The following is a 19,283-nucleotide window of genomic DNA, read 5'->3' as shown; positions in this document are numbered from 1 at the left end:
ACGTGCGGCGACGGGCGGATCGACGCCGTCGCGCCGGCGCACGGCGCCATCCATGTGGAACGGGAGCCACGCCGATCATGCCGATCCGCAATGCCGAGTGTGCGGCCGTATTCGCCGAAATCGCCGACATGCTCGAAATCCAGGGCGCGAATCCGTTCCGGGTGCGCGCGTATCGCAACGCGGCGCGCACGATTGCCGACTACGGGCGCGACATTCCGGCGATGATCGCGAACGGCGGCGATCTCGCGCAGATCCCGTCGATCGGCGCCGACCTCGCGGCGAAGCTGCGCGAGATCGCCGCGACCGGTACCTGCGAACTGCAGCAGACGCTGCGTCACGCGTTGCCGCACGCGATCGTCGAACTGCTCGACGTGCCGGGGCTCGGGGCGAAACGCGTGAAGGCGCTGCATGATGCGCTGCACGTCGACTCGCTCGAACAGCTGCGCGCCGAAGCGAAGTGCGGGCACGTGCGCGCGCTGCCGGGCTTCGGCGCGAAGATCGAGGCCCATCTTCTCGATGCGCTCGCCGAGCGCCTGCAGCGCGAGCCGCAACGCTTCCTGCTGCCGGACGCCACGCATGCGCTGATGCCGCTGCTCGCGCACCTGCGCACGGTGGCCGGCGTCGGCGAAGCGCTGCCGGCCGGCAGCTTTCGCCGCTGCCGCGAGACGGTCGGCGATCTCGACATCCTCGTGACCGCGCGCGATCCGGCCGCGGTGGCCGGCGCATTCGTTCATTACGGCGACGTCGCGCGCGTGCTCGCGAACGGCAGGACGCGCTCGAGCGTCGTGCTCGCCAACGGCTTGCAGGTCGACCTGCGCGTCGTCGATGCGGACGCGTTCGGCGCGGCGCTCGTCTATTTCACCGGGTCGAAGGCGCACAACATCGCGTTGCGCCGGATCGCGCAGGCCGGCGGGCTGAAGATCAACGAATATGGCGTATTCCGCGGCGACGACCGGATCGCGGGCGCGACCGAGGCATCCGTGTACGACGCGATCGGCCTGCATTGGGTGCCGCCCGAACTGCGCGAGGCGCGCGGCGAGATCGATGCGTCGCGCGTCGGCGCGTTGCCGGCGCTGGTCGAACGCAAGCACCTTCATGGCGACCTGCACGCGCATACCGACGCGTCGGCCGGTCGCGACGGGCTGCGCGCGATGGCGGACGCGGCGCGCGCACGCGGGCTCCAGTACCTGGCCGTCACCGATCGCGTGCCGGGCGACGGCCGCGGCCGCACGGATTGCGCGTGGCTCGAACGGCAGATCGACGAGATCGACCGCCTGAACGCGTCGTTCGACGGCTTTGTGCTGCTCAAAGGCGTCGAGGCCCGCATTCGCGAGGACGGCAGCCTCGATGTGCCCGACGCCGTGCTCGGCCGGCTGGACCTCGTCGTTGGCGCGGTGCGCGACGGTTTCGACCTGCCGGGCGCCGCGCAAACCGAGCGGCTGCTGCGCGCGATGGATCATCCGCATTTCACGATCCTCGCGCATCCGACCGGCCGGCTGCTCGGCGAGCGCGACGCGTGCGAAATCGACGTGCCGCGCGTGCTTGCGGCGGCCGCCTCGCGTCGCTGCTTCGTCGAACTCGATGGCGACCCGCGCAGGCTCGATCTGCCGGACGTATGGTGCCGCGAGGCAGCGAAGGCCGGCGTCGTAGTGGCGATCGGCTCCGACGCGTCGTGTGCAGGCGATCTCGACAACCTCGGCTACGGTATCGGCCACGCGCGACGCGGCTGGCTCACGCGGCAGGACGTGCTCAACACGCGCACGCTCGCACAACTGCGGCCGCTGCTGGCGCGCACGATGGGCACGACGGGCACGACGGGCGGCACGACCACGCGCGGGCGCGCGAAAGGTGCATGACGACGCGCGCACGCCGTCATGCACGCCACACTCAGGCGAGCACGTCTTCCGCCGGCACGTACGGCAGCCCGAGCGCCAGCGCGACGGCTTCGTACGTGATGTGTCCGTCGCATACGTTCAGCCCCGCGCGCAGATGCGGATCGTCGGCCATCGCCCGTTTCCATCCTTTGTCGGCGAGTGCGAGCGCATGGCCGAGCGTCGCGTTGTTCAATGCGAACGTCGACGTGCGCGCGACCGCGCCCGGCATGTTCGCCACGCAGTAGTGGACGACGCCGTCGACGACGAAGGTCGGATCGGCATGCGTCGTCGGATGCGACGTCTCGAAACAGCCGCCCTGGTCGATCGCGACGTCGACGACGACGGCGCCCGTGCGCATCGTCGCGATCATGTCGCGCGTGACGAGTCGCGGCGCCGATGCGCCCGGCACGAGCACCGCGCCGATCACGACGTCCGCGTCGCGCACGGCCTCGTCGATCGTGTGCGCGTTCGAGCAGACGGTCGCGATCCGGTTCGCGAAGATCAGGTCGAGCTGGCGCAGCCGGCTCACGTTCGTGTCGAGCACGGTGACGCGCGCGCCGAGACCGACCGCCATCTGCAACGCACCGGTGCCGACGACGCCCGCGCCGAGGATCACCACGTGCGCAGCCGGCACGCCGGGCACGCCGGCCATCAGCACACCGCGGCCGCCGCGCGGGCTTTCGAGGTGGATCGCCGCGACCTGGATCGACATGCGTCCCGCGACTTCGCTCATCGGCGCGAGCAACGGCAGCCCGCCACCGGGCCCCGTCACGGTCTCGTACGCAATGCAGACCGCGCCGGACTTCACGAGCGCCGCCGCCTGCTCCGGATCGGGCGCGAGATGCAGATACGTATAAAGGATTTGCCCGCGCCGCAGCATCGCGCATTCGGCCGGTTGCGGCTCCTTGACCTTGATGATCATGTCGGCGCGCGCGAAGATGTCGCGCGCGTCGTCAGCCAGCGTGGCGCCGGCCGCCGTGTAGTCGTCGTCGAGCAGGCCGATCGCCGTGCCCGCGCCGCGCTGAACGAGCACGCGATGCCCATGCCGCGTGAGTTCGCGCGCGCCGGCAGGGGTGAGGCCGACACGGTATTCATGGTTCTTGATCTCTTTCGGCACGCCGATCAGCATGTGTCGTCTCCATGGGTATGCGTTGTTGTCGTCGTGCGTGCGCGGAACGGCGAACTGCATGGACGGAGCCGTTGCGCATGCATCGTTCGATTGCCGTATCGAAATAAAAGGGTAGTGGTGGCCGGAGGGAAGTCAAGCGGCGGCCCGATGGCGCCGGTGCACGCGCGCCGCGGCGCCGCGCGCGATGCGGCGGATGGCGATCCAACGTCGCCAGGCGCCGGCCGAGCGCCGCGCGGCGCACGACGTATCGATTCGGCAGGCGAATGCGGCGAGGCGATAAGAGCGCTCCATAAGCCGGTTTGCGCTGACGATAAGGAGGGCGCGTGGCGTTGCGTGCGCGACGCGTCGATCCCGAAAACCGGCCGGTTCCGCGTGGCGCATCGGCTGACCAACGCGCCATCCGTGCGTGTCCCGACGTCCGGATTTTTCAATTATTGCGAATTTCGATGAAATGAATTTCATCGAACCCTTTGGCAATGGAACCGGTTCCATTTATAATTCGCCGCACTCGCCGCCGGGTCCGGAAAGAAGGCCGCGCAGTGGTGCTTGCCGTCGGCTGGCGCGGCGTCTAAGTTGAAACAGGACCATGGCGATGACGGGCAGAGCGGGCGATAGCCGCGTATTTGTCCGACGATGAAACCCGGGAAGAGGGCAACGCCGCGCAGGCGCCGGTACGGCGGGCGCGCGGCTGCATGACGGCGCCGCCGCGCAACGGGCGGCCGGCGCCCGTACCGAGGTTGTGCGCATCACCGCAAGAACAGGACGGCCGGCCGCGCGCGGCATGGCTGCCGTGCCGGGCATGCCGCATGCGAATGCGCGTGCCTGAACCACGCTCCCCAACGATCAACATCCGACCATGTCCACGCCACCCGACAAACCCAATTCGCGTCGCCGCTTTCTGCGCACGTCGGTCGCCCTCGTGCCGATCGCGTCGGTCGCCGGTTGCGACCTGCGCTCGTCGTCATCGACCGCGACCACGGCCGGCAATGCGTCAGCCGCATCCGCCGGCGCCGAGCGTGCGCCGTACAAGCCGACTTTCTTCGATGCGAAGGAGTGGGCGTTCGTGCAGGCCGCCGTCGACCGGCTGATCCCGGCTGACGCCGAGGGCCCCGGTGCGCTCGAAACCGGCGTGCCCGAATTCATCGACCGCCAGCTCGAAACCCCGTATGCGCACGGCGCGACGTGGTACATGCACGGGCCGTTCCAGCAGGGCGTGCCCGAGCTCGGCTACCAGCTGAAGCTCGTGCCGCGCGACATCTACCGGCTCGGCATCGCGGCGGTCAACCGCTATTGCGAAAAGGCCCACGGCAAGGCGTTCGCCGATCTCGACGCGCAGACCCGCGACACCGTGCTCGGCGCACTGGAAAAAGGCGACGCGCCGATCGACGACGTGCCGTCCGCCGTGTTCTTCGGCCAGTTGCTGCAGAACACGCGCGAAGGCTACTTCTGCGACCCGGTGCACGGCGGCAATCGCGACATGGCCGCGTGGAAGATGATCGGTTTTCCGGGCGCACGCGCCGACTTCATGGATTTCGTCAACCAGAACGGCAAGCCGTATCCGTACGGCCCGGTTTCGATCAACGGGGAGCGCACCTGATGGCCGCAGAAAAGAAGCCGCACGTCGATGCGGTGATCGTCGGCTTCGGCTGGACCGGCGCGATTCTCGCGAAGGAACTGACCGAAGCGGGCCTGAACGTCGTCGCGCTCGAGCGCGGCGAGTATCGCGACACCTATCCGGACGGCGCGTATCCGAACACGATCGACGAGCTGACGTACAACGTCCGCAAGAAGCTGTTCCTCGACCTGTCGAAGACGACCGTGTCGATCCGCCACGGCGTGCACGACACCGCGCTGCCGTACCGGCAGCTCGCGGCGTTCCTGCCGGGCGAGGGCGTCGGCGGCGCGGGGCTGCACTGGTCGGGCGTGCATTTCCGGATCACGCCGGAAGAGCTGCGCCTGCGCAGCCACTATGAAGAGCGCTACGGCAAGAAATTCATCCCCGAAGGGATGACGATCCAGGACACCGGCGTCAGCTACGACGAGCTCGAGCCGTATTTCGATTTCGCCGAGAAGGTGTTCGGCACGTCGGGGCAGGCGTACAAGGTCGGCGGCAAGGTGGTCGGCGACGGCAACGCGTTCGAGGCGAACCGCAGCGATCACTTTCCGCTGCCCGCGCAGCTCAACACGTATTCCGCGCAACGCTTCTTCGATGCCGCGAAGTCGCTCGGGCTGCATCCGTACCGGCTGCCGTCGGCGAACACGTCGGGGCCGTACACGAACCCGTACGGCGTGCAGATGGGGCCGTGCAACTTCTGCGGCTACTGCAGCGGCTATGCGTGCTACATGTACTCGAAGGCGTCGCCGAACCTGAACATCCTGCCCGCGCTGAAGCAGGTGCCGAACTTCGAGCTGCGCTCGAAGTGCCACGTGCTGCGCGTGGATCTCGACGACACGAAGAAGCGCGCGACGGGCGTCACGTACGTCGACCCGGCCGGCCGTGAAGTGCACCAGCCGGCCGATCTGGTGATCGTCGCCGCGTTCCAGTATCACAACGTGCACCTGCTGCTGCTGTCGGGAATCGGCAAGCCGTACGATCCGATCTCCGGCGAAGGCGTCGTCGGCCGCAATTTCGCGTACCAGAACCTGTCGACGATCAAGGCGTTCTTCGACAAGGACACGTACACGAACCCGTTCATCGGCGCGGGCGGCAACGGCGTCGCGGTGGACGACTTCAACGCGGACAACTTCGACCACGGGCCGCTCGGCTTCGTCGGCGGCTCGCCGCTGTGGGTGAACCAGGCCGGCGTGAAGCCGATCAGCGGCATCGCGACGCCGCCGGGCACGCCGCAATGGGGCTCCGCGTGGAAGAAGGCCGTGAAGGACAACTACGCGCACACGATCTCGATGGACGCGCACGGCACGAACATGTCGTACCGCGACGTGTATCTCGACCTCGATCCGACCTATCGCGACTCGTATGGCCAGCCGCTGTTGCGGATGACCTTCGACTGGAAGGACAACGACATCAAGATGGCGCAGTACGTGACCGGCCAGATGAAGAAGATCGCGGAGGCGATGGGACCGAAGGCGATCGGCGTGTCGACGCGCGAGTTCGGCAAGCACTTCGACAGCCGTGCGTACCAGACGACGCACCTGGTCGGCGGCGCGATCATGGGCACCGATCCGAAGACGAGCGTGCTGAACCGCTACCTGCAGTGCTGGGACGTGCACAACGTGTTCGTGATGGGCGCATCGGCGCTGCCGCAGGGCATCGGCTACAACCCGACCGGAATCATCGCGGCGCTGGCCTACTGGTCCGCACGCGCGATCCGCGAGCAATACCTGAAAAATCCCGCCCCGCTGGTGAGCGCATGAAGATGACGATGAATCATCACCACGCCGCGCGTTGCGCGGCTCCGCTGCGGCGCGCACTGGCGATTGGCGCGGCATGGGCGGCGTTCGGTCTCGCCGGCGGCGCGGTCTTCGCGCAACCGTCGGCGCCCGCGGCGGCTTCCGGCCCGGCGGCTGCGCCGGCAGCACAGTCCGCCGACGCGGGCCTGATCAAGCGCGGCGAATATCTCGCGCGCGCGGGCGACTGCGTCGCATGCCACACCGCGACCGGCGGCAAGCCGTTCGCGGGCGGGCTGAAGTTCGACACGCCGATCGGCGCGATCTATTCGACGAACATCACGCCCGATTCGAAGACGGGGCTCGGCGGCTGGACGCTCGACGATTTCAGCCGCGCGGTGCGCGAAGGCGTGCGCAAGAACGGCGACACGATGTATCCGGCGATGCCGTATCCGTCGTACGCGCGCCTGACCGACGACGACGTGAAGGCGCTGTATGCGTACTTCATGCACGGCGTCGCGCCGGTCGAGCGCGAGAATCGCGACGTCGACATCGTGTGGCCGCTGTCGATGCGCTGGCCGCTGGCGTTCTGGCGCAAGATGTTCGCGCCGGCGCCGAAGCCGTTCGATGCGACGCCGTATACCGATCCGGTCGTCGCGCGCGGCGCGTATCTCGTGCAGGGGCTCGGCCACTGCGGCGCATGCCATACGCCGCGCGCGGCGACGATGCAGGAGCGCGCGCTGACCGACGCGGGCGGCCTCGATTTCCTCGCGGGCGGCGCGGCGATCGACGGCTGGGTGCCGACGAGCCTGCGCGGCGAGCCGCGCACCGGGCTCGGCGCGTGGAACGAAGCCGAGATCGTGCAGTTCCTGAAGACGGGCCGCACGCTGCGCACGGCCGCGTTCGGCGGGATGACGGACGTGGTCGGCCACAGCATGCAGCACATGACCGACGGCGACCTGACCGCGATCGCGCGCTACCTGAAGACGCTGCCGCCGCGCGTGCAGGGCGAGCAGCCGCACGTGTACGACGCGGCCGCCGCGAAGGCGCTGCAGACCGGCGATGCGAGCAAGCCGGGCGCGGCCGTGTATCGCGACAACTGCATGGCGTGCCACCGCAGCGACGGCCATGGCTACACGCGCGTGTTCCCCGCGCTTGCGGGCAACCCGGTCGTGCAGGGCGGCGATCCGACGTCGCTGATCCACGTCGTGCTCGAAGGCAGTGCGCTGGTCGGCACGCGCACCGCGCCGTCGACGTTCACGATGCCGCCGTTCGGCTGGCGTCTGTCCGACCAGGAAGTCGCGGACGTGTCGAACTTCGTGCGCACCAGCTGGGGCAATACCGGTGCGCCGGTCACCGCCGCGCAGGTCGCGAAGGTGCGCAAGAGCGTGCCGTCGACGCGGCCCGAGCCGCCGCCGGGCGCGCGGTACCCGCAAGCGTCGCGCTGACGCGCGGCGGCGGGCCGTTCGGCCCGTCGGCCCGTCCGTTCGATGTGCCGTGCGGCGTCTCCGCTCGCGCAGGGGTTGCACCCCGCAATGGCGCGCCCGCCCGTGAATTTTTCGCGGCGGCGCGCCATTTTTCCGTCTCATCCCTTATCCTTTGATTCTTGAACCTTACTAAATAGTTACAAGACCTTGGGAGGGGGGATGCCTCATGACGTCAGCCTGATTGCGTTGCTCGCGGCCGGTTTCGGCCTCGCGATGATCTTCGGTTACTTCGCGTCGCTGCTGAAAATGCCGCCGCTCGTCGGCTATCTGCTCGCCGGGATCGTGATCGGCCCCGGCACGCCCGGCTTCGTCGGCGACCTGTCGCTCGCGCAGCAGCTCGCCGAAGTCGGCGTGATGCTGCTGATGTTCGGCGTCGGTCTTCATTTCTCGCTCGGCGATCTGCTCGCGGTGCGCAAGATCGCGCTGCCGGGGGCCATCGTCCAGATCACCGTCGCGACGCTGCTCGGCGGCGGCCTCGCGCTCACGTGGGGCTGGAGTATCGGCGCCGCGCTGGTGTTCGGGCTCGCGCTGTCGGTCGCGAGCACGGTCGTGCTGTTGCGCGCGCTCGAGGGGCGCGGGCTCGTCGAGACGGTGAACGGGCGCATCGCGGTCGGCTGGCTCGTCGTCGAGGATCTCGTGATGGTGCTCGTGCTGGTGCTGCTGCCGCCCGTGGCGGGGCTGCTCGGCGGCACGCCGCCCGGCGATGCGCATGCGGCGGGAGGCAGCGTATGGAGCACGCTCGGCGTCACGATGCTGAAGGTCGCCGCGTTCATCGCGCTGATGCTCGTCGTCGGCAAGCGCGTGTTCCCGCGCATCCTATGGCTCGTCGCGCGCACCGGCTCGCGCGAGCTGTTCACGCTTTGCATGATCGCCGCGGCGGTCGGCATCGCGTTCGGCGCCGCGAAGCTGTTCGACGTGTCGTTCGCGCTCGGCGCGTTCTTCGCCGGGATGATGATGCGCGAGTCGGAGTTCAGCCGGCGCGCGGCGGACGAGACGCTGCCGCTGCGCGACGCGTTTTCCGTGCTGTTCTTCATTTCGGTCGGGATGCTGTTCGACCCGAAGGTGCTGCTCGAGGAGCCGCTCCACGTGATCGAGGTCGCGGCGATCGTGTTGATCGGCAAAACGCTCGCCGCGGTCGCGCTCGTGATCGCGTTCCGGTATCCGTTGAACACCGCGCTCACCGTCGGCGCGGGCCTCGCGCAGATCGGCGAGTTCTCGTTCATCCTCGCGGGGCTCGGCCGGGCGCTCGGGTTGCTGTCGGCCGAAGGGCAGAGCCTGATACTCGCGGTCGCGCTGATCTCGATCGCAATGAACACGCTGCTGTTCGCGATGATCGAACCGGCGCTTGCGTGGATCCGCAAGCATTCGGCCTTCGCGCGCAAGCTCGAGGCGCGCGACGACCCGCTCGCCGCGCTGCCGATGTCGACGCCGCAGACGCACCTGACCGGGCAGGTCGTGATCGTCGGCTACGGCAAGGTCGGCACGCGGATCGCGCATGCGCTGGACGAGCGCGGGATCGCCTATGTCGTCGTCGAGCAGAACCGCGAACTCGTGGAGAAGCTGCGTGCGGACGGCGTCGCGGCCGTGTCGGGCGACGCGATCGAGCCGGTCGTGCTCGTGCAGGCGCATATCGCGCGCGCCGGGATGCTGGTCGTCACGTTGCCGGATGTGTTCGACGTGCGGCAGATCGTCGAGATCTCGCGCACGCTGAACCCGGCGCTGGAGGTCGTGCTGTGCACGAACAGCAGCGACGAAGCCGATTTGCTGTCGAGCGAGGGCGTCGGCACCGTGTTCATGGGCGAAAGCGAGCTCGCGCGCGGGATGACCGAGCACGTGCTCGGCAGGATGGCGAAGCCGGTGGCGGCCGCGCATTGAGCCGCGTCGATCGCGCCGCGCGGGATTGCGTCGCGCGAATCGCGTCGCCGGATAGAGAGGCCGCGCGGCGCGGCGGAAAGCGCGCGAAGGTCGACGTCGGCGGCCAGCGGCGTATTGGTCGGCAGCCGCGCCCGGCATAGCGCGGCTGGTATCAGCCAGCCTCTGCCTTCGTCGGCACGGCCGCCGCCTTCTGCGGGGCTGCCGTGTTCGCTTGCGTCGCGGCCTTCGGCGCCGCGACCGTCTTCTGCGGTGCGGTCTTGCCTGGTGCGTTCGGCGCCGGCTCGACCGGTGCATCGGGCGGCACGCCGAGCAACTGCAGCGAGCCGCTCGTGATCGACGAGAACACGGGGCCGGCCACCGTACCGCCGTAGTAGCCCTTGCCGCGCGGCTCGTCGATCATCACCGCGACGATCAGGCGCGGATTGCTCATCGGCGCCATGCCGGCGAACAGTGCACGGTACTTCCCCTTCGCATAGGTCGCGCCGACCTGCTTGCGCGCGGTGCCGGTCTTGCCGCCGATCCGGTAGCCGTCGACGCGCGCACGGCGCCCCGTACCGCCTTCACCGACCGCCGCCTCGAGCATCGCGCGGATTGCCGCCGCCGTTTGCGGCGACGTCACGCGGTGGCCGCGATGCGCATCGACCGTCTGCGGATCGGTGCCGTTCTTCAGCAGCGACACCGGGTGCAGCGTGCCGTCGCCCGCATACGCGGTGTAGGTCTGCGCGATCTGCAGCAGCGACATCGACAGCCCGTAGCCGTATGCCATCGTCGCCTGCTCGATCGGCCGCCAGCGCTTGTAGCCGCGCACGCGGCCCGACGCGACGCCCGGGAACGTCAGCTCCGGCGCGCGGCCGATCCCGTATTCCTGGTACTTGTTCCAGATCGTTTCGGCCGGCAGGTTCAGCGCGAGCTTCGCGAGCGCGACATTGCTCGACTTCTGCAGCGCCTGCGACACCGTCAGCGAGCCGTGATTGGACGTGTCGTGGATCACGGCCGGGCCGATCTTGTAGGTGCCCGGCGACGTGTTGATGATCGTGTTCGGCGTGACCTTGCGCTCGTCGATCGACAGCGCGACGACGAGCGGCTTGATCGTCGAGCCCGGCTCGAACGTGTCGATCACCGCGCGGTTGCGCAACTGCTGGCCCGTGAGGCGCGCGCGGTCGTTCGGATCGAAGGTCGGATAGTTCGCGAGCGCGAGGATCTCGCCGTTCTGCGCGTCGAGCACGACGACGCTGCCCGCCACCGCGTTGTTTTCGAGCACCGCGGCCTTGAGCTGGCTGAACGCGAGCTGCTGGATGCGCCGGTCGATCGTCAGCTCGATCGTCGCGCCGTGCTGCGCGGGGACGAGCGGCCGCGTGTCCGACACGATGCGGCCGAGCCGGTCGCGGATCACCTCGCGCTGGCCGGACGTGCCCGACAGCCGCGCGTTCGCCGCGAGCTCGACGCCTTCCTGGCCCTTGTCCTCCACGTTCGTGAAGCCGACCACGTGCGCGGCCGATTCGCCTTCCGGGTAGAAGCGCTTCGAATCGGCGATCTGCGTGATGCCGTCGATCCCCAGCTTGTCGAGCCGGCTCGCGGTGTCGGCGTCGAGCTGCCGCTTGAGCAGCACGAACGTCCGGTCGTTGCGCAGGCGCCGCTTCACTTCCGCGAGCGGCATGTCGAGCAGTTTCGCGATCTGCGGATAGTCGACTTCCGCGACCTGTTTCGGGTTCGCCCAGATCTCGTACGTCGACAGGCTGACCGCGAGCATCGCTCCGTTGCGGTCGACGATGCGCCCGCGCATCGCGTCGAGTTCGATCGTGCGCTGATAGCGCTTCTGGCCTTGGCCGACATAGAAATCCTGGTTCGCGATCTGCACCCAGAACGCGCGGCCGATCAGCGCGGCGAAACCGACGGACACCATGATCACGACCAGCTTCGAGCGCCACATCGGCAAGCGCGACGCCAGCATCGGATGCTTGGTCGCCGCGGCGTACGGATCGGCGGGGTGGGTCTTCTTTTTCACGCTCATGCAAGGGCCGGGTCGGGCCGCCGGACGGCGGCGGGTCAGTCGAAATAATGGGATTGTAATAAAGGAGTAAACATCATGTGGGGAAACTGCGATTCGGGGCCCCGAAAAATGGCCGCCTTTTCGGAGCGGGAGGGGCGCGAGCGTGCAGACGCGGAGCGGAGGTCGGATCGGGATGTGGTGATGCACTGTAGCCGGCGGCATCGGCAGTGGCGACCGATCGTAATCGTTTGCGCGAGTAATCGTTTTCCGCAGCGCGATTAACCCGGCCCCGATTGATAGCGGGTGCGGAAAATAAAAAGCGCCCCTGCCGAGGCGCCGTTATTGCTGAATATCGAAATGAATATCGTGGAAACCGGAATAAACCCCGAAACCGCTGACGAATGCCGTCAAAAATACCTATCGGGCGACGGAAATAAATTCCTGGTATTCGGGTTTTACCGTGGAACGATCGACCGCCTGAAGCCGCCACGCGCCGACGGGATGCTCGCCGGACAGCACCGCCGGGCCCTGTTCGCGCTGTGTCGCGCTGAACGACAGCCCCTTCAGCTGGCATACGGCGTTGCCGCCGTCGGCAGCGCAGAGCGCCATCGCGCCTTCCACGTCGCGGACCTTGCCCCAGCTCGGAAGATCGATGCCCTGGTGTGCCTCGCGCGACCACAGCCCCTCGTCAGTATCGACCCACAGCACAGCGAAGGAATGCCGGGTTGCCGATTCGCTGCCATTAATTCGAATGGTGAGGCGCATTGGATCGTCTCCTGAAAGTGAAAATGACACGTTCGACCGATTGGGTTTGAACAGTCTAGATAGACTGCTGTGAAACGCAAGTGATAATCCGCAATAAATCCGTATTCAGCCCATTCGCGGTTTCAGATGAAAGGACGTCTGACGATCGGCGTCGAGTTCGGCCGCACGGGCAAACGCATGCGGCACGGCGATTTGCGCATTAAGACGCGGAGGGCGTTGCGGGCGGGAGATGCGATGACTAGCCCGGGCGCGTCGAAGTGTCGCGCCGTGACGCCGCTTCACGGCCGCTGCGGTTCAGTCACGTCCCGGTGGAGCGGCGCCGGACCGGACGCAGCGGCCGCTTCCTGCTCCAACCGGCCCGACACACTCCAACATTCGCATACAAATCCGCACACTTTCACAAAACTTTCAGGACAGACTTGCCGGCGATCGGGCCCCACACTTTGACTTTCCCGATCCTGGGCCGCGGACGCCCGTCCGTGGCGGGCTGCTGCTTCGTACCAGAGACGCGATCGACGCGATCGTGCGCCGCCGCCGGATCGGGATCGGCCGGGGCGAGCATCGGCCCCGGCCCGGCCGACAGCCGTGCGCGGCTCCGCGATCCGGGGCCGTCGCCGCCGTCAGGCCGATTCTTCGAAGGAGACTATCGTGCTGATCTGGAAAACCGCGTTGTCGCTGAACTGGCGCACGAGCCTCGTGTCGCCGGCCTGCGCACCGGTCGCGGCGGCCAACGTCGGCCGGCTGGTGCTTACCGGCGCCACCGGCTTCATCGGCAGTACCGTGCTGACCGCGCTCGTGAATGCGGGGCTGCTCGAACGCGTCGTATGCGTCGTGCGTGCCGAGAGTCGCGGCCACGCGGTCGCGCGCGTGCGCGAAGCGGCGCTGCGCGCGGGGCTCGCGCCGTACTGGGCGTCGCGTCTGAGCGAAGCGAACGTGATCGTCGGCGCGCTCGGCGACGTGTGGGAGCGCGCCGACGCGACGCGCCTGGCCGGCGCGACGCACGTGATCCACTGCGCTGGCCATGCGTCGCCGGCCGACGGCGCGCATCTGCGCGCCGACGTCGCCGATTCGCTGAGCTTCGCCGCGCGCTTCGCGCACGCGCCGCGGCTGCAGCGTTTCGTGTACGTCGGCACCGCGTATGCGCATGCGGGCCGCGGCGGCATCGTGCACGAGGAGGCGGAGCGCGACGCAGCGCCGCGCCGCGACGGCCTGCCCGGCGCAGTGCTCGCGGCGGACTACCTGCACGCGAAGGCGGAAACGGAGCACCGGCTGCGCGGCCTCGGGCTGCCGCTCGTCGTCGTCCGACCGTCGCACGTCGTCGGCCATACCGTGCTCGGTACGCGCCCCGGGCCGAATTCGTTCTGGATGTTCCGCGTCGCGCATGCGGCGCGCCGTTTCACGGCGCGGCCGATGACGCGCATCGACATCGTGTCGGTCGACGACGTCGCGCGCGCGACGATGCTGCTCGCCGTGAAGCCGACGCTGATGCACGACGTGTATCACGTGTCGGCCGGCGACGAAGCGCCGCAGGTCGCGCAGATCGTCCGCGCGATGGACGAGGCGGCCGGGATGACGGGGGCGCCGCGCTACGCGGCGTGCGCGCCGGCCGAACTGCCGCTCGTGGTGCGCGACGTGCTCGGGCGGGCCGACCCCGCGCTCGAGCGCGTGATCGGCCGCGCGCTGCAGCGTTGCGCGGAGTTCGCGACCGTCGATCGCGTGTTCGACAACCGCCGCGTGCGCGACGAAATCGATTTCGAGCCGCTGCCGTTCATCGATTACGTCGAGGAGTGCATGCGCACGTCGCGCGGCGTCGCAGTCACCGAGCTGATGCGCGGCGCGCTGCACTGACCGGCCGCGCGATGCGCGGCCGGCCGCTTCGGACTCGCGGCCGCTCGAGCGTTCGCTGCGGCCGCCGGACCGCCGGCCGCAGCGCCTACGACGCGCTGCCGAGCTCGATCAGCCGATCGAGCGCACGATAGATCTCGTCGAGGCCGTCCTCGCCGAAACGGGCTTCGAGCTGACGGTACTGCTCGTCGATGCGCGGCCCGATTTCGCTCACCAGCTTCCTGCTTTGCGGCGTCAGGCTCACCAGCAGTCGGCGCTGATCCTCCTGCGCGCGCGTGCGCGTGATCAGCCCGTCGCGTTCCATCCGTTCCAGCACGCCGGTGAGGCTCGGGCTCAGAATGCAGCAGCGGCGCGCGATCTGCCCGGCTTCGAGCGCGTGCGCCGGTTCGCCGTCGAGCACGCGGATGATCCGCCATTGCTGTTCGGTCAGCGCGAATTCCTTGAGAATGGGGCGGAACAGGCCCATCAGCGTTTCGCGGGCCTCGAGCAGCAGCATGGCCAGGTTGCGATGGTCGAGCGTACGGTTCATCGGGGTGGGGAGTGGACGGGGACGCATCAATCTTAACAGCCGACGGTGACGAATTTCGCGTCTCAGGGTAATCGCGGTTGCCAGCGCTCGATTGTTTACTTAAGATATTAAGTATTGACGATGCGCCGCGACGCGCGGCAGGGGAATGACGCATGGAGCTGTCTTGCACGACCGCCGCGGCGCCGCCGTTGCCGGTCGCCATCGGCACCGTCTACGGTGCGCTGCTCAACGAGCGCGCGGCGCTCGACGCGCTCGGCGATGCCGTGCACGCGCCGCCTTACGGCCGTCCGCCGCAGGCGCCGATCCTTTACATCAAGCCGGCCAACACGCATGCGGCTGACGGTGCCGCCGTCGTCGTGCCGGCGGGCGTCGATTCGCTCGAGATCGGCGCGTCGGTGGCCGTGGTGTTCTCGCGGCGCGCGACGCGCGTGCCGGCCGCGCGCACACTCGACTACGTGCACGGCTTCACGCTCGCGAGCGACGTGTCGGTCCCGCATCCCGACTACTACCGTCCGGCCGTGCGCTTCAAGTGCCGCGACGGCTTCTGCCCGCTGGGTCCGGCGATCGTGCCGGCGGCCGCGTTCGCCGATGTCGATGCGCTCGCGCTGACCGTGCGCATCGACGGACAGGCGGTCGCGTCCGCATCGACCGCCACGCTGATTCGTCCGGTGCGCGAACTGATCGCCGACGTGACGGCGTTCATGTCGTTCGACGCGGGCGACGTGCTGCTGCTCGGCGTCGCGGGCGGCGCGCCGCGTGCGCGCGCGGGCAGCACGATCGAGATCGCCGCGCCCGGCATCGGCACGTTGCGGCATACGCTGATTGCGGAGGAAGCCCGATGAAGACGGCGCGCGTGATCTACAACGGCGCACTGCATGCGGCCGAACCGGCCGGCGACGGCGCGATCCGGCTCGACACGGGGCGCGTGCTCGCCGAGGACGCGGTGACGTGGCTGCCGCCCGTCGCGCCGCGCACGACGTTCGCGCTCGGCCTCAACTACGCGGACCACGCGAAGGAACTCGCGTTCAACGCGCCGGGCGAGCCGCTGATCTTCCTGAAGGGGCCGAACACGTTCATCGGCCACCGGTCGTACACGGTGCGCCCGGCGGACGCGACGCACATGCACTACGAATGCGAACTCGCGGTGGTGATCGGCCGCCCGGCGCGCAACGTGAGCCGCGCGCACGCGATCGATCACGTGGCCGGCTACACGGTCGCGAACGACTACGCGATCCGCGACTACCTCGAAAACTACTACCGCCCGAACCTGCGCGTGAAGAACCGCGACACCTGCACGCCGCTCGGCCCATGGTTCGTCAGCCGCGACGAAATCGGCGACGCGGGCGACCTGATGCTGCGCACGACGGTAAACGGCCGGGAGACGCAGCGCGGCAGCACGCGCGACATGATTTTCGACGTGCCCGCGCTGATCGAGCACATCAGCAGCTTCATGACGCTCTCGCCGGGCGACCTGATCCTGACCGGCACGCCCGAAGGGCTGGCCGACACGAAGCCGGGCGACGAAGTCGTGACAGAAATCGACGGAATCGGCCGGCTCGTGAACACGATCGTCGGCGAAGCGGACTACTATCGGGCCGGCTGAGCCGGTCGCCCAAGGAGAGCACATGACCATCAAGCACTGGATCGACGGCCGCGAAGTCGAGAGCCGCGAGACTTTCACGACGCTGAATCCCGCCACGGGCGACGTGATCACCGACGTCGCGTCGGCCGGCGAAGCCGAGGTCGACGCGGCCGTGCGCGCAGCCAGGGAAGCGTTTCCGAAATGGGCGAACACACCCGCGAAGGAGCGCGCGAAGCTGATGCGCAAGCTCGGCGAGCTGATCGAGAAGAACGTGCCGATGCTCGCCGCGCTCGAGACGCAGGACACCGGCCTGCCGATCGCGCAGACGAGCAAGCAGCTGATCCCCCGCGCGTCCGAGAACTTCAACTTCTTTGCGCAAGTGTGCGTGCAGATGAACGGCCGCACGTATCCGGTCGACGACCAGATGCTCAACTACACGCTGTACCAGCCGGTCGGCGTATGCGCGCTGGTGTCGCCGTGGAACGTGCCGTTCATGACCGCGACGTGGAAGACGGCGCCGTGTCTCGCGCTCGGCAACACGGCCGTGCTGAAGATGTCGGAGCTGTCGCCGCTGACGGCCGACCAGCTCGGCCGGCTCGCGCTCGAAGCCGGCATTCCGCCGGGCGTGCTGAACGTCGTGCACGGTTACGGCGCGACGGCCGGCGACGCGCTCGTGCGCCATCCCGACGTGCGTGCGGTGTCGTTTACGGGCGGCACGGTCACGGGCAAGCGGATCATGGAGCGCGCGGGCCTGAAGAAGTACTCGATGGAGCTCGGCGGCAAGTCGCCGGTGCTGATCTTCGACGATGCGGATTTCGACCGCGCGCTCGATGCGTCGCTGTTCACGATCTTCTCGATCAACGGCGAGCGCTGTACCGCGGGCTCGCGGATCTTCGTGCAGCGCACGATCTACGATCGTTTCGTGCACGAATTCGCGCGCCGCGCGAACAACCTGGTGGTCGGCGATCCGTCCGATCCGGCGACGCAACTCGGCGCGATGATCACGCGCCAGCACTGGGAAAAGGTGACCGGCTACATCCGGATCGGCGAGCAGGAAGGCGCACGCGTGGTCGCGGGCGGCGCGGACAAGCCGGCGGGGCTCGCCGAGCATCTGCGCAACGGCAACTTCGTGCGCCCGACCGTGTTCGCCGACGTCGACAACCGGATGCGCATCGCGCAGGAAGAGATCTTCGGGCCGGTCGCGTGCCTGATCCCGTTCGACGACGAGGAAGACGGGCTGCGGCTCGCGAACGACACGTCGTACGGGCTCGCGTCGTACATCTGGACGCAGGACGTCGGCAAGGTGCATCGCCTCGCGCGCGGCATCGAGGCCGGGATGGTGTTCGTGAACAGCCAGAACGTGCGCGACCTGCGCCAGCCGTTCGGCGGCGTGAAGGAGTCCGGCACCGGGCGCGAGGGCGGCGAATACAGCTTCGAGGTGTTCGCGGAGATCAAGAACGTGTGCATCTCGATGGGCTCGCATCACATTCCGCGCTGGGGCGTGTGACGGGCGCGGGCCGTTGCGCCGCGAGAAAGGCGCAACGATGCCGCAAGAACGCCGCAACATCGATACGGAGACTCACGATGGGCAAACTGTCCCTCGCCGCGAAGATCACGCACGTGCCGTCGATGTACCTGTCGGAACTGCCCGGCAGGCATCACGGTTGCCGCGAAGCGGCGATCCGCGGCCATCGGCTGATCGGCGAGCGCTGCCGCGCGCTCGGCGTCGACACGATCGTCGTGTCGGACGTGCACTGGCTCGTGAACGCCGGCTATCACGTGAACTGCAACGCGCGGTTTTCGGGCACCTACACGAGCAACGAACTGCCGCATTTCATCCGCGACATGCAGTACGCGTATCCGGGCAACCCGGCGCTCGGCCGGCTGATCGCGGAAACGGCCACCGAACGCGGTATCGCGACGCGTGCGCACGAGATCGACAGCCTCGAACTCGAATACGGCACGCTCGTGCCGATGCGCTACATGAACGGCGACCAGCACTTCAAGGTCGTGTCGATCGCCGGCTGGTGCATGTGGCATCAACTCGACGAGAGCCGCCGCTTCGGCGAGGCGCTGCTCGAAGCGATCGAAAAGAGCGATTCGAACGTCGCGTTCCTCGCGAGCGGCTCGCTGTCGCACCGCTTCAACGACAACGGCAGCCCCGAGGAATCGATTCACGAGATCAGCCGCGAATTCTTCCGGCAGGTCGACCTGCGCGTGGTCGAGCTGTGGAAGCAGGGCGATTTCAAGACCTTCTGCGCGATGCTGCCCGACTACAACACGCATTGTCACGGCGAAGGCGGCATGCACGACACGGCGATGCTGCTCGGCCTGCTCGGCTGGGATCGCTACGACAAGCCGGTCGAGATCGTCACCGACTATTTCGCGAGTTCGGGCACCGGCCAGATCAACGCGATCTTCCCGCTCGCCTGAGCGCCGCATCACCTGTCCGGAGCATTGTCATGCCACACATCATCGTCGAATACACCGCGAACATCCGCGACGACGCGCGCATTCCCGCGCTGCTGCGCACGATCAACGCGACGCTGATCGCGCAGGGCGGCGTGTTCCCGACCGGCGGCATCCGGTCGCGCGCGATCGAGCTGCACGATTACTGCGTCGCCGACGGCACCGAGGACGACGCGTTCGTCCACGTGACGCTGAAGATAGGCGCGGGCCGCAGCGACGAAACGAAGCGAGCCGCGTGCGACGCGCTGTTCGACGCGATCGACGCGCATTTCGCCGAGTTGTACGCGAAGCGCTATCTCGCGCTGTCGATGGAGCTGACCGAGTTCAGCGAAAGCGGCTCGTACAAGCACAACAACATTCACGCCCGCTACAAGCGGGCCGGCTGACCCC

The 19,283-nt window shown here is 68.2% G+C and carries 16 protein-coding genes; 11 read left to right on the top strand and 5 right to left on the bottom strand.

Going from position 1 to position 19,283, the window contains the following annotated elements; genetic code table 11:
- The first annotated feature begins 77 nt into the window (after positions 1 to 77).
- Positions 78 to 1,856, top strand: coding sequence for a DNA polymerase/3'-5' exonuclease PolX (gene polX, locus BSE24067_RS28570; protein ID WP_151065848.1), 1,779 nt, complete (start codon positions 78 to 80; stop codon positions 1,854 to 1,856).
- 31 nt (positions 1,857 to 1,887) lie between these two features.
- Here polX and ald read toward each other — a convergent pair whose 3' ends face one another.
- Together ald and BSE24067_RS28560 are read right to left on the bottom strand one after the other, a co-directional pair.
- Complete coding sequence (gene ald / locus BSE24067_RS28565) at positions 1,888 to 3,003, bottom strand: alanine dehydrogenase (RefSeq protein WP_151065878.1); 1,116 nt, start codon at positions 3,001 to 3,003, stop codon at positions 1,888 to 1,890.
- Between the two features lie 132 nt (positions 3,004 to 3,135).
- On the bottom strand, positions 3,136 to 3,495 hold the full coding sequence (locus tag BSE24067_RS28560; RefSeq protein ID WP_170297506.1) for a hypothetical protein: 360 nt from the start codon (positions 3,493 to 3,495) through the stop codon (positions 3,136 to 3,138).
- 364 nt (positions 3,496 to 3,859) lie between these two features.
- On the opposite strand from BSE24067_RS28560, the gene BSE24067_RS28555 reads away from it, so the two are divergent.
- The 4 genes from BSE24067_RS28555 (at position 3,860) to BSE24067_RS28540 (ending at position 9,713) form a co-directional block, all read left to right on the top strand.
- Positions 3,860 to 4,600 carry a gluconate 2-dehydrogenase subunit 3 family protein gene (locus BSE24067_RS28555; protein ID WP_151065850.1) on the top strand — a complete coding sequence of 247 codons (741 nt, stop codon included), beginning with the start codon at positions 3,860 to 3,862 and terminating at the stop codon, positions 4,598 to 4,600.
- Positions 4,600 to 6,378, top strand: coding sequence for a GMC family oxidoreductase (locus BSE24067_RS28550; RefSeq protein WP_151065851.1), 1,779 nt, complete (start codon positions 4,600 to 4,602; stop codon positions 6,376 to 6,378). The genes BSE24067_RS28555 and BSE24067_RS28550 overlap by 1 nt, the downstream gene beginning before the upstream one ends.
- Entirely contained in the window at positions 6,375 to 7,799 is a 1,425-nt protein-coding gene (locus BSE24067_RS28545; RefSeq protein ID WP_151065852.1) for a cytochrome c, read from the top strand. The genes BSE24067_RS28550 and BSE24067_RS28545 overlap by 4 nt, the downstream gene beginning before the upstream one ends.
- Before the next feature lie 198 nt (positions 7,800 to 7,997).
- A complete protein-coding gene (locus BSE24067_RS28540) occupies positions 7,998 to 9,713 on the top strand; it encodes a cation:proton antiporter domain-containing protein (protein ID WP_151065853.1) in 1,716 nt (571 codons plus the stop codon).
- A 151-nt stretch (positions 9,714 to 9,864) separates the two neighbouring features.
- Here BSE24067_RS28540 and BSE24067_RS28535 read toward each other — a convergent pair whose 3' ends face one another.
- Both BSE24067_RS28535 and BSE24067_RS28530 read right to left on the bottom strand, forming a co-directional pair.
- Positions 9,865 to 11,724 (bottom strand): peptidoglycan D,D-transpeptidase FtsI family protein, encoded by a 1,860-nt coding sequence (locus BSE24067_RS28535; RefSeq protein WP_151065854.1) that lies wholly within the window; start codon positions 11,722 to 11,724, stop codon positions 9,865 to 9,867.
- Positions 11,725 to 12,120: 396 nt separating this feature from the next.
- On the bottom strand, positions 12,121 to 12,468 hold the full coding sequence (locus BSE24067_RS28530; RefSeq protein WP_151065855.1) for a DUF3564 family protein: 348 nt from the start codon (positions 12,466 to 12,468) through the stop codon (positions 12,121 to 12,123).
- A gap of 648 nt (positions 12,469 to 13,116) precedes the next feature.
- Between BSE24067_RS28530 and BSE24067_RS28525 the strand changes: the two genes are divergently transcribed.
- Entirely contained in the window at positions 13,117 to 14,316 is a 1,200-nt protein-coding gene (locus tag BSE24067_RS28525) for an SDR family oxidoreductase (RefSeq protein ID WP_151065856.1), read from the top strand.
- Between the two features lie 85 nt (positions 14,317 to 14,401).
- Here BSE24067_RS28525 and hpaR read toward each other — a convergent pair whose 3' ends face one another.
- Entirely contained in the window at positions 14,402 to 14,842 is a 441-nt protein-coding gene (hpaR, locus tag BSE24067_RS28520; protein WP_151065857.1) for a homoprotocatechuate degradation operon regulator HpaR, read from the bottom strand.
- 152 nt (positions 14,843 to 14,994) lie between these two features.
- On the opposite strand from hpaR, the gene BSE24067_RS28515 reads away from it, so the two are divergent.
- The 5 genes from BSE24067_RS28515 (at position 14,995) to BSE24067_RS28495 (ending at position 19,279) form a co-directional block, all read left to right on the top strand.
- Positions 14,995 to 15,684, top strand: a complete 690-nt coding sequence (locus BSE24067_RS28515; protein WP_151065858.1) for a fumarylacetoacetate hydrolase family protein — start codon at positions 14,995 to 14,997, stop codon at positions 15,682 to 15,684.
- Positions 15,681 to 16,445, top strand: coding sequence for a fumarylacetoacetate hydrolase family protein (locus BSE24067_RS28510; RefSeq protein WP_151065859.1), 765 nt, complete (start codon positions 15,681 to 15,683; stop codon positions 16,443 to 16,445). Before BSE24067_RS28515 ends, BSE24067_RS28510 begins: the two co-directional genes overlap by 4 nt.
- A 22-nt stretch (positions 16,446 to 16,467) precedes the next feature.
- Positions 16,468 to 17,931, top strand: a complete 1,464-nt coding sequence (gene hpaE / locus BSE24067_RS28505; RefSeq protein WP_151065860.1) for a 5-carboxymethyl-2-hydroxymuconate semialdehyde dehydrogenase — start codon at positions 16,468 to 16,470, stop codon at positions 17,929 to 17,931.
- Positions 17,932 to 18,008: 77 nt separating this feature from the next.
- Complete coding sequence (hpaD, locus tag BSE24067_RS28500) at positions 18,009 to 18,857, top strand: 3,4-dihydroxyphenylacetate 2,3-dioxygenase (protein WP_151065861.1); 849 nt, start codon at positions 18,009 to 18,011, stop codon at positions 18,855 to 18,857.
- Positions 18,858 to 18,886: 29 nt separating this feature from the next.
- Entirely contained in the window at positions 18,887 to 19,279 is a 393-nt protein-coding gene (locus BSE24067_RS28495; protein ID WP_151065862.1) for a 5-carboxymethyl-2-hydroxymuconate Delta-isomerase, read from the top strand.
- Positions 19,280 to 19,283 lie beyond the last annotated feature (4 nt).

Origin of the sequence: Burkholderia latens (assembly GCF_902499045.1) — a bacterium.
GTDB lineage: Bacteria > Pseudomonadota > Gammaproteobacteria > Burkholderiales > Burkholderiaceae > Burkholderia > Burkholderia latens.
Note: the sequence above shows the minus strand (reverse complement) of the source record. Positions and strands in the feature narration are given on the sequence as shown.

Coding starts and splice junctions, on each gene's coding strand:
- polX (WP_151065848.1), top strand. CDS start 78: ATGCCGATCCGCAATGCCGAGTGTGCGGCCGTATTCGCCGAAATCGCC.
- ald (WP_151065878.1), bottom strand. CDS start 3,003: ATGCTGATCGGCGTGCCGAAAGAGATCAAGAACCATGAATACCGTGTC.
- BSE24067_RS28560 (WP_170297506.1), bottom strand. CDS start 3,495: ATGGAACCGGTTCCATTGCCAAAGGGTTCGATGAAATTCATTTCATCG.
- BSE24067_RS28555 (WP_151065850.1), top strand. CDS start 3,860: ATGTCCACGCCACCCGACAAACCCAATTCGCGTCGCCGCTTTCTGCGC.
- BSE24067_RS28550 (WP_151065851.1), top strand. CDS start 4,600: ATGGCCGCAGAAAAGAAGCCGCACGTCGATGCGGTGATCGTCGGCTTC.
- BSE24067_RS28545 (WP_151065852.1), top strand. CDS start 6,375: ATGAAGATGACGATGAATCATCACCACGCCGCGCGTTGCGCGGCTCCG.
- BSE24067_RS28540 (WP_151065853.1), top strand. CDS start 7,998: ATGCCTCATGACGTCAGCCTGATTGCGTTGCTCGCGGCCGGTTTCGGC.
- BSE24067_RS28535 (WP_151065854.1), bottom strand. CDS start 11,724: ATGAGCGTGAAAAAGAAGACCCACCCCGCCGATCCGTACGCCGCGGCG.
- BSE24067_RS28530 (WP_151065855.1), bottom strand. CDS start 12,468: ATGCGCCTCACCATTCGAATTAATGGCAGCGAATCGGCAACCCGGCAT.
- hpaR (WP_151065857.1), bottom strand. CDS start 14,842: ATGAACCGTACGCTCGACCATCGCAACCTGGCCATGCTGCTGCTCGAG.
- BSE24067_RS28515 (WP_151065858.1), top strand. CDS start 14,995: ATGGAGCTGTCTTGCACGACCGCCGCGGCGCCGCCGTTGCCGGTCGCC.
- BSE24067_RS28510 (WP_151065859.1), top strand. CDS start 15,681: ATGAAGACGGCGCGCGTGATCTACAACGGCGCACTGCATGCGGCCGAA.
- hpaE (WP_151065860.1), top strand. CDS start 16,468: ATGACCATCAAGCACTGGATCGACGGCCGCGAAGTCGAGAGCCGCGAG.
- hpaD (WP_151065861.1), top strand. CDS start 18,009: ATGGGCAAACTGTCCCTCGCCGCGAAGATCACGCACGTGCCGTCGATG.
- BSE24067_RS28495 (WP_151065862.1), top strand. CDS start 18,887: ATGCCACACATCATCGTCGAATACACCGCGAACATCCGCGACGACGCG.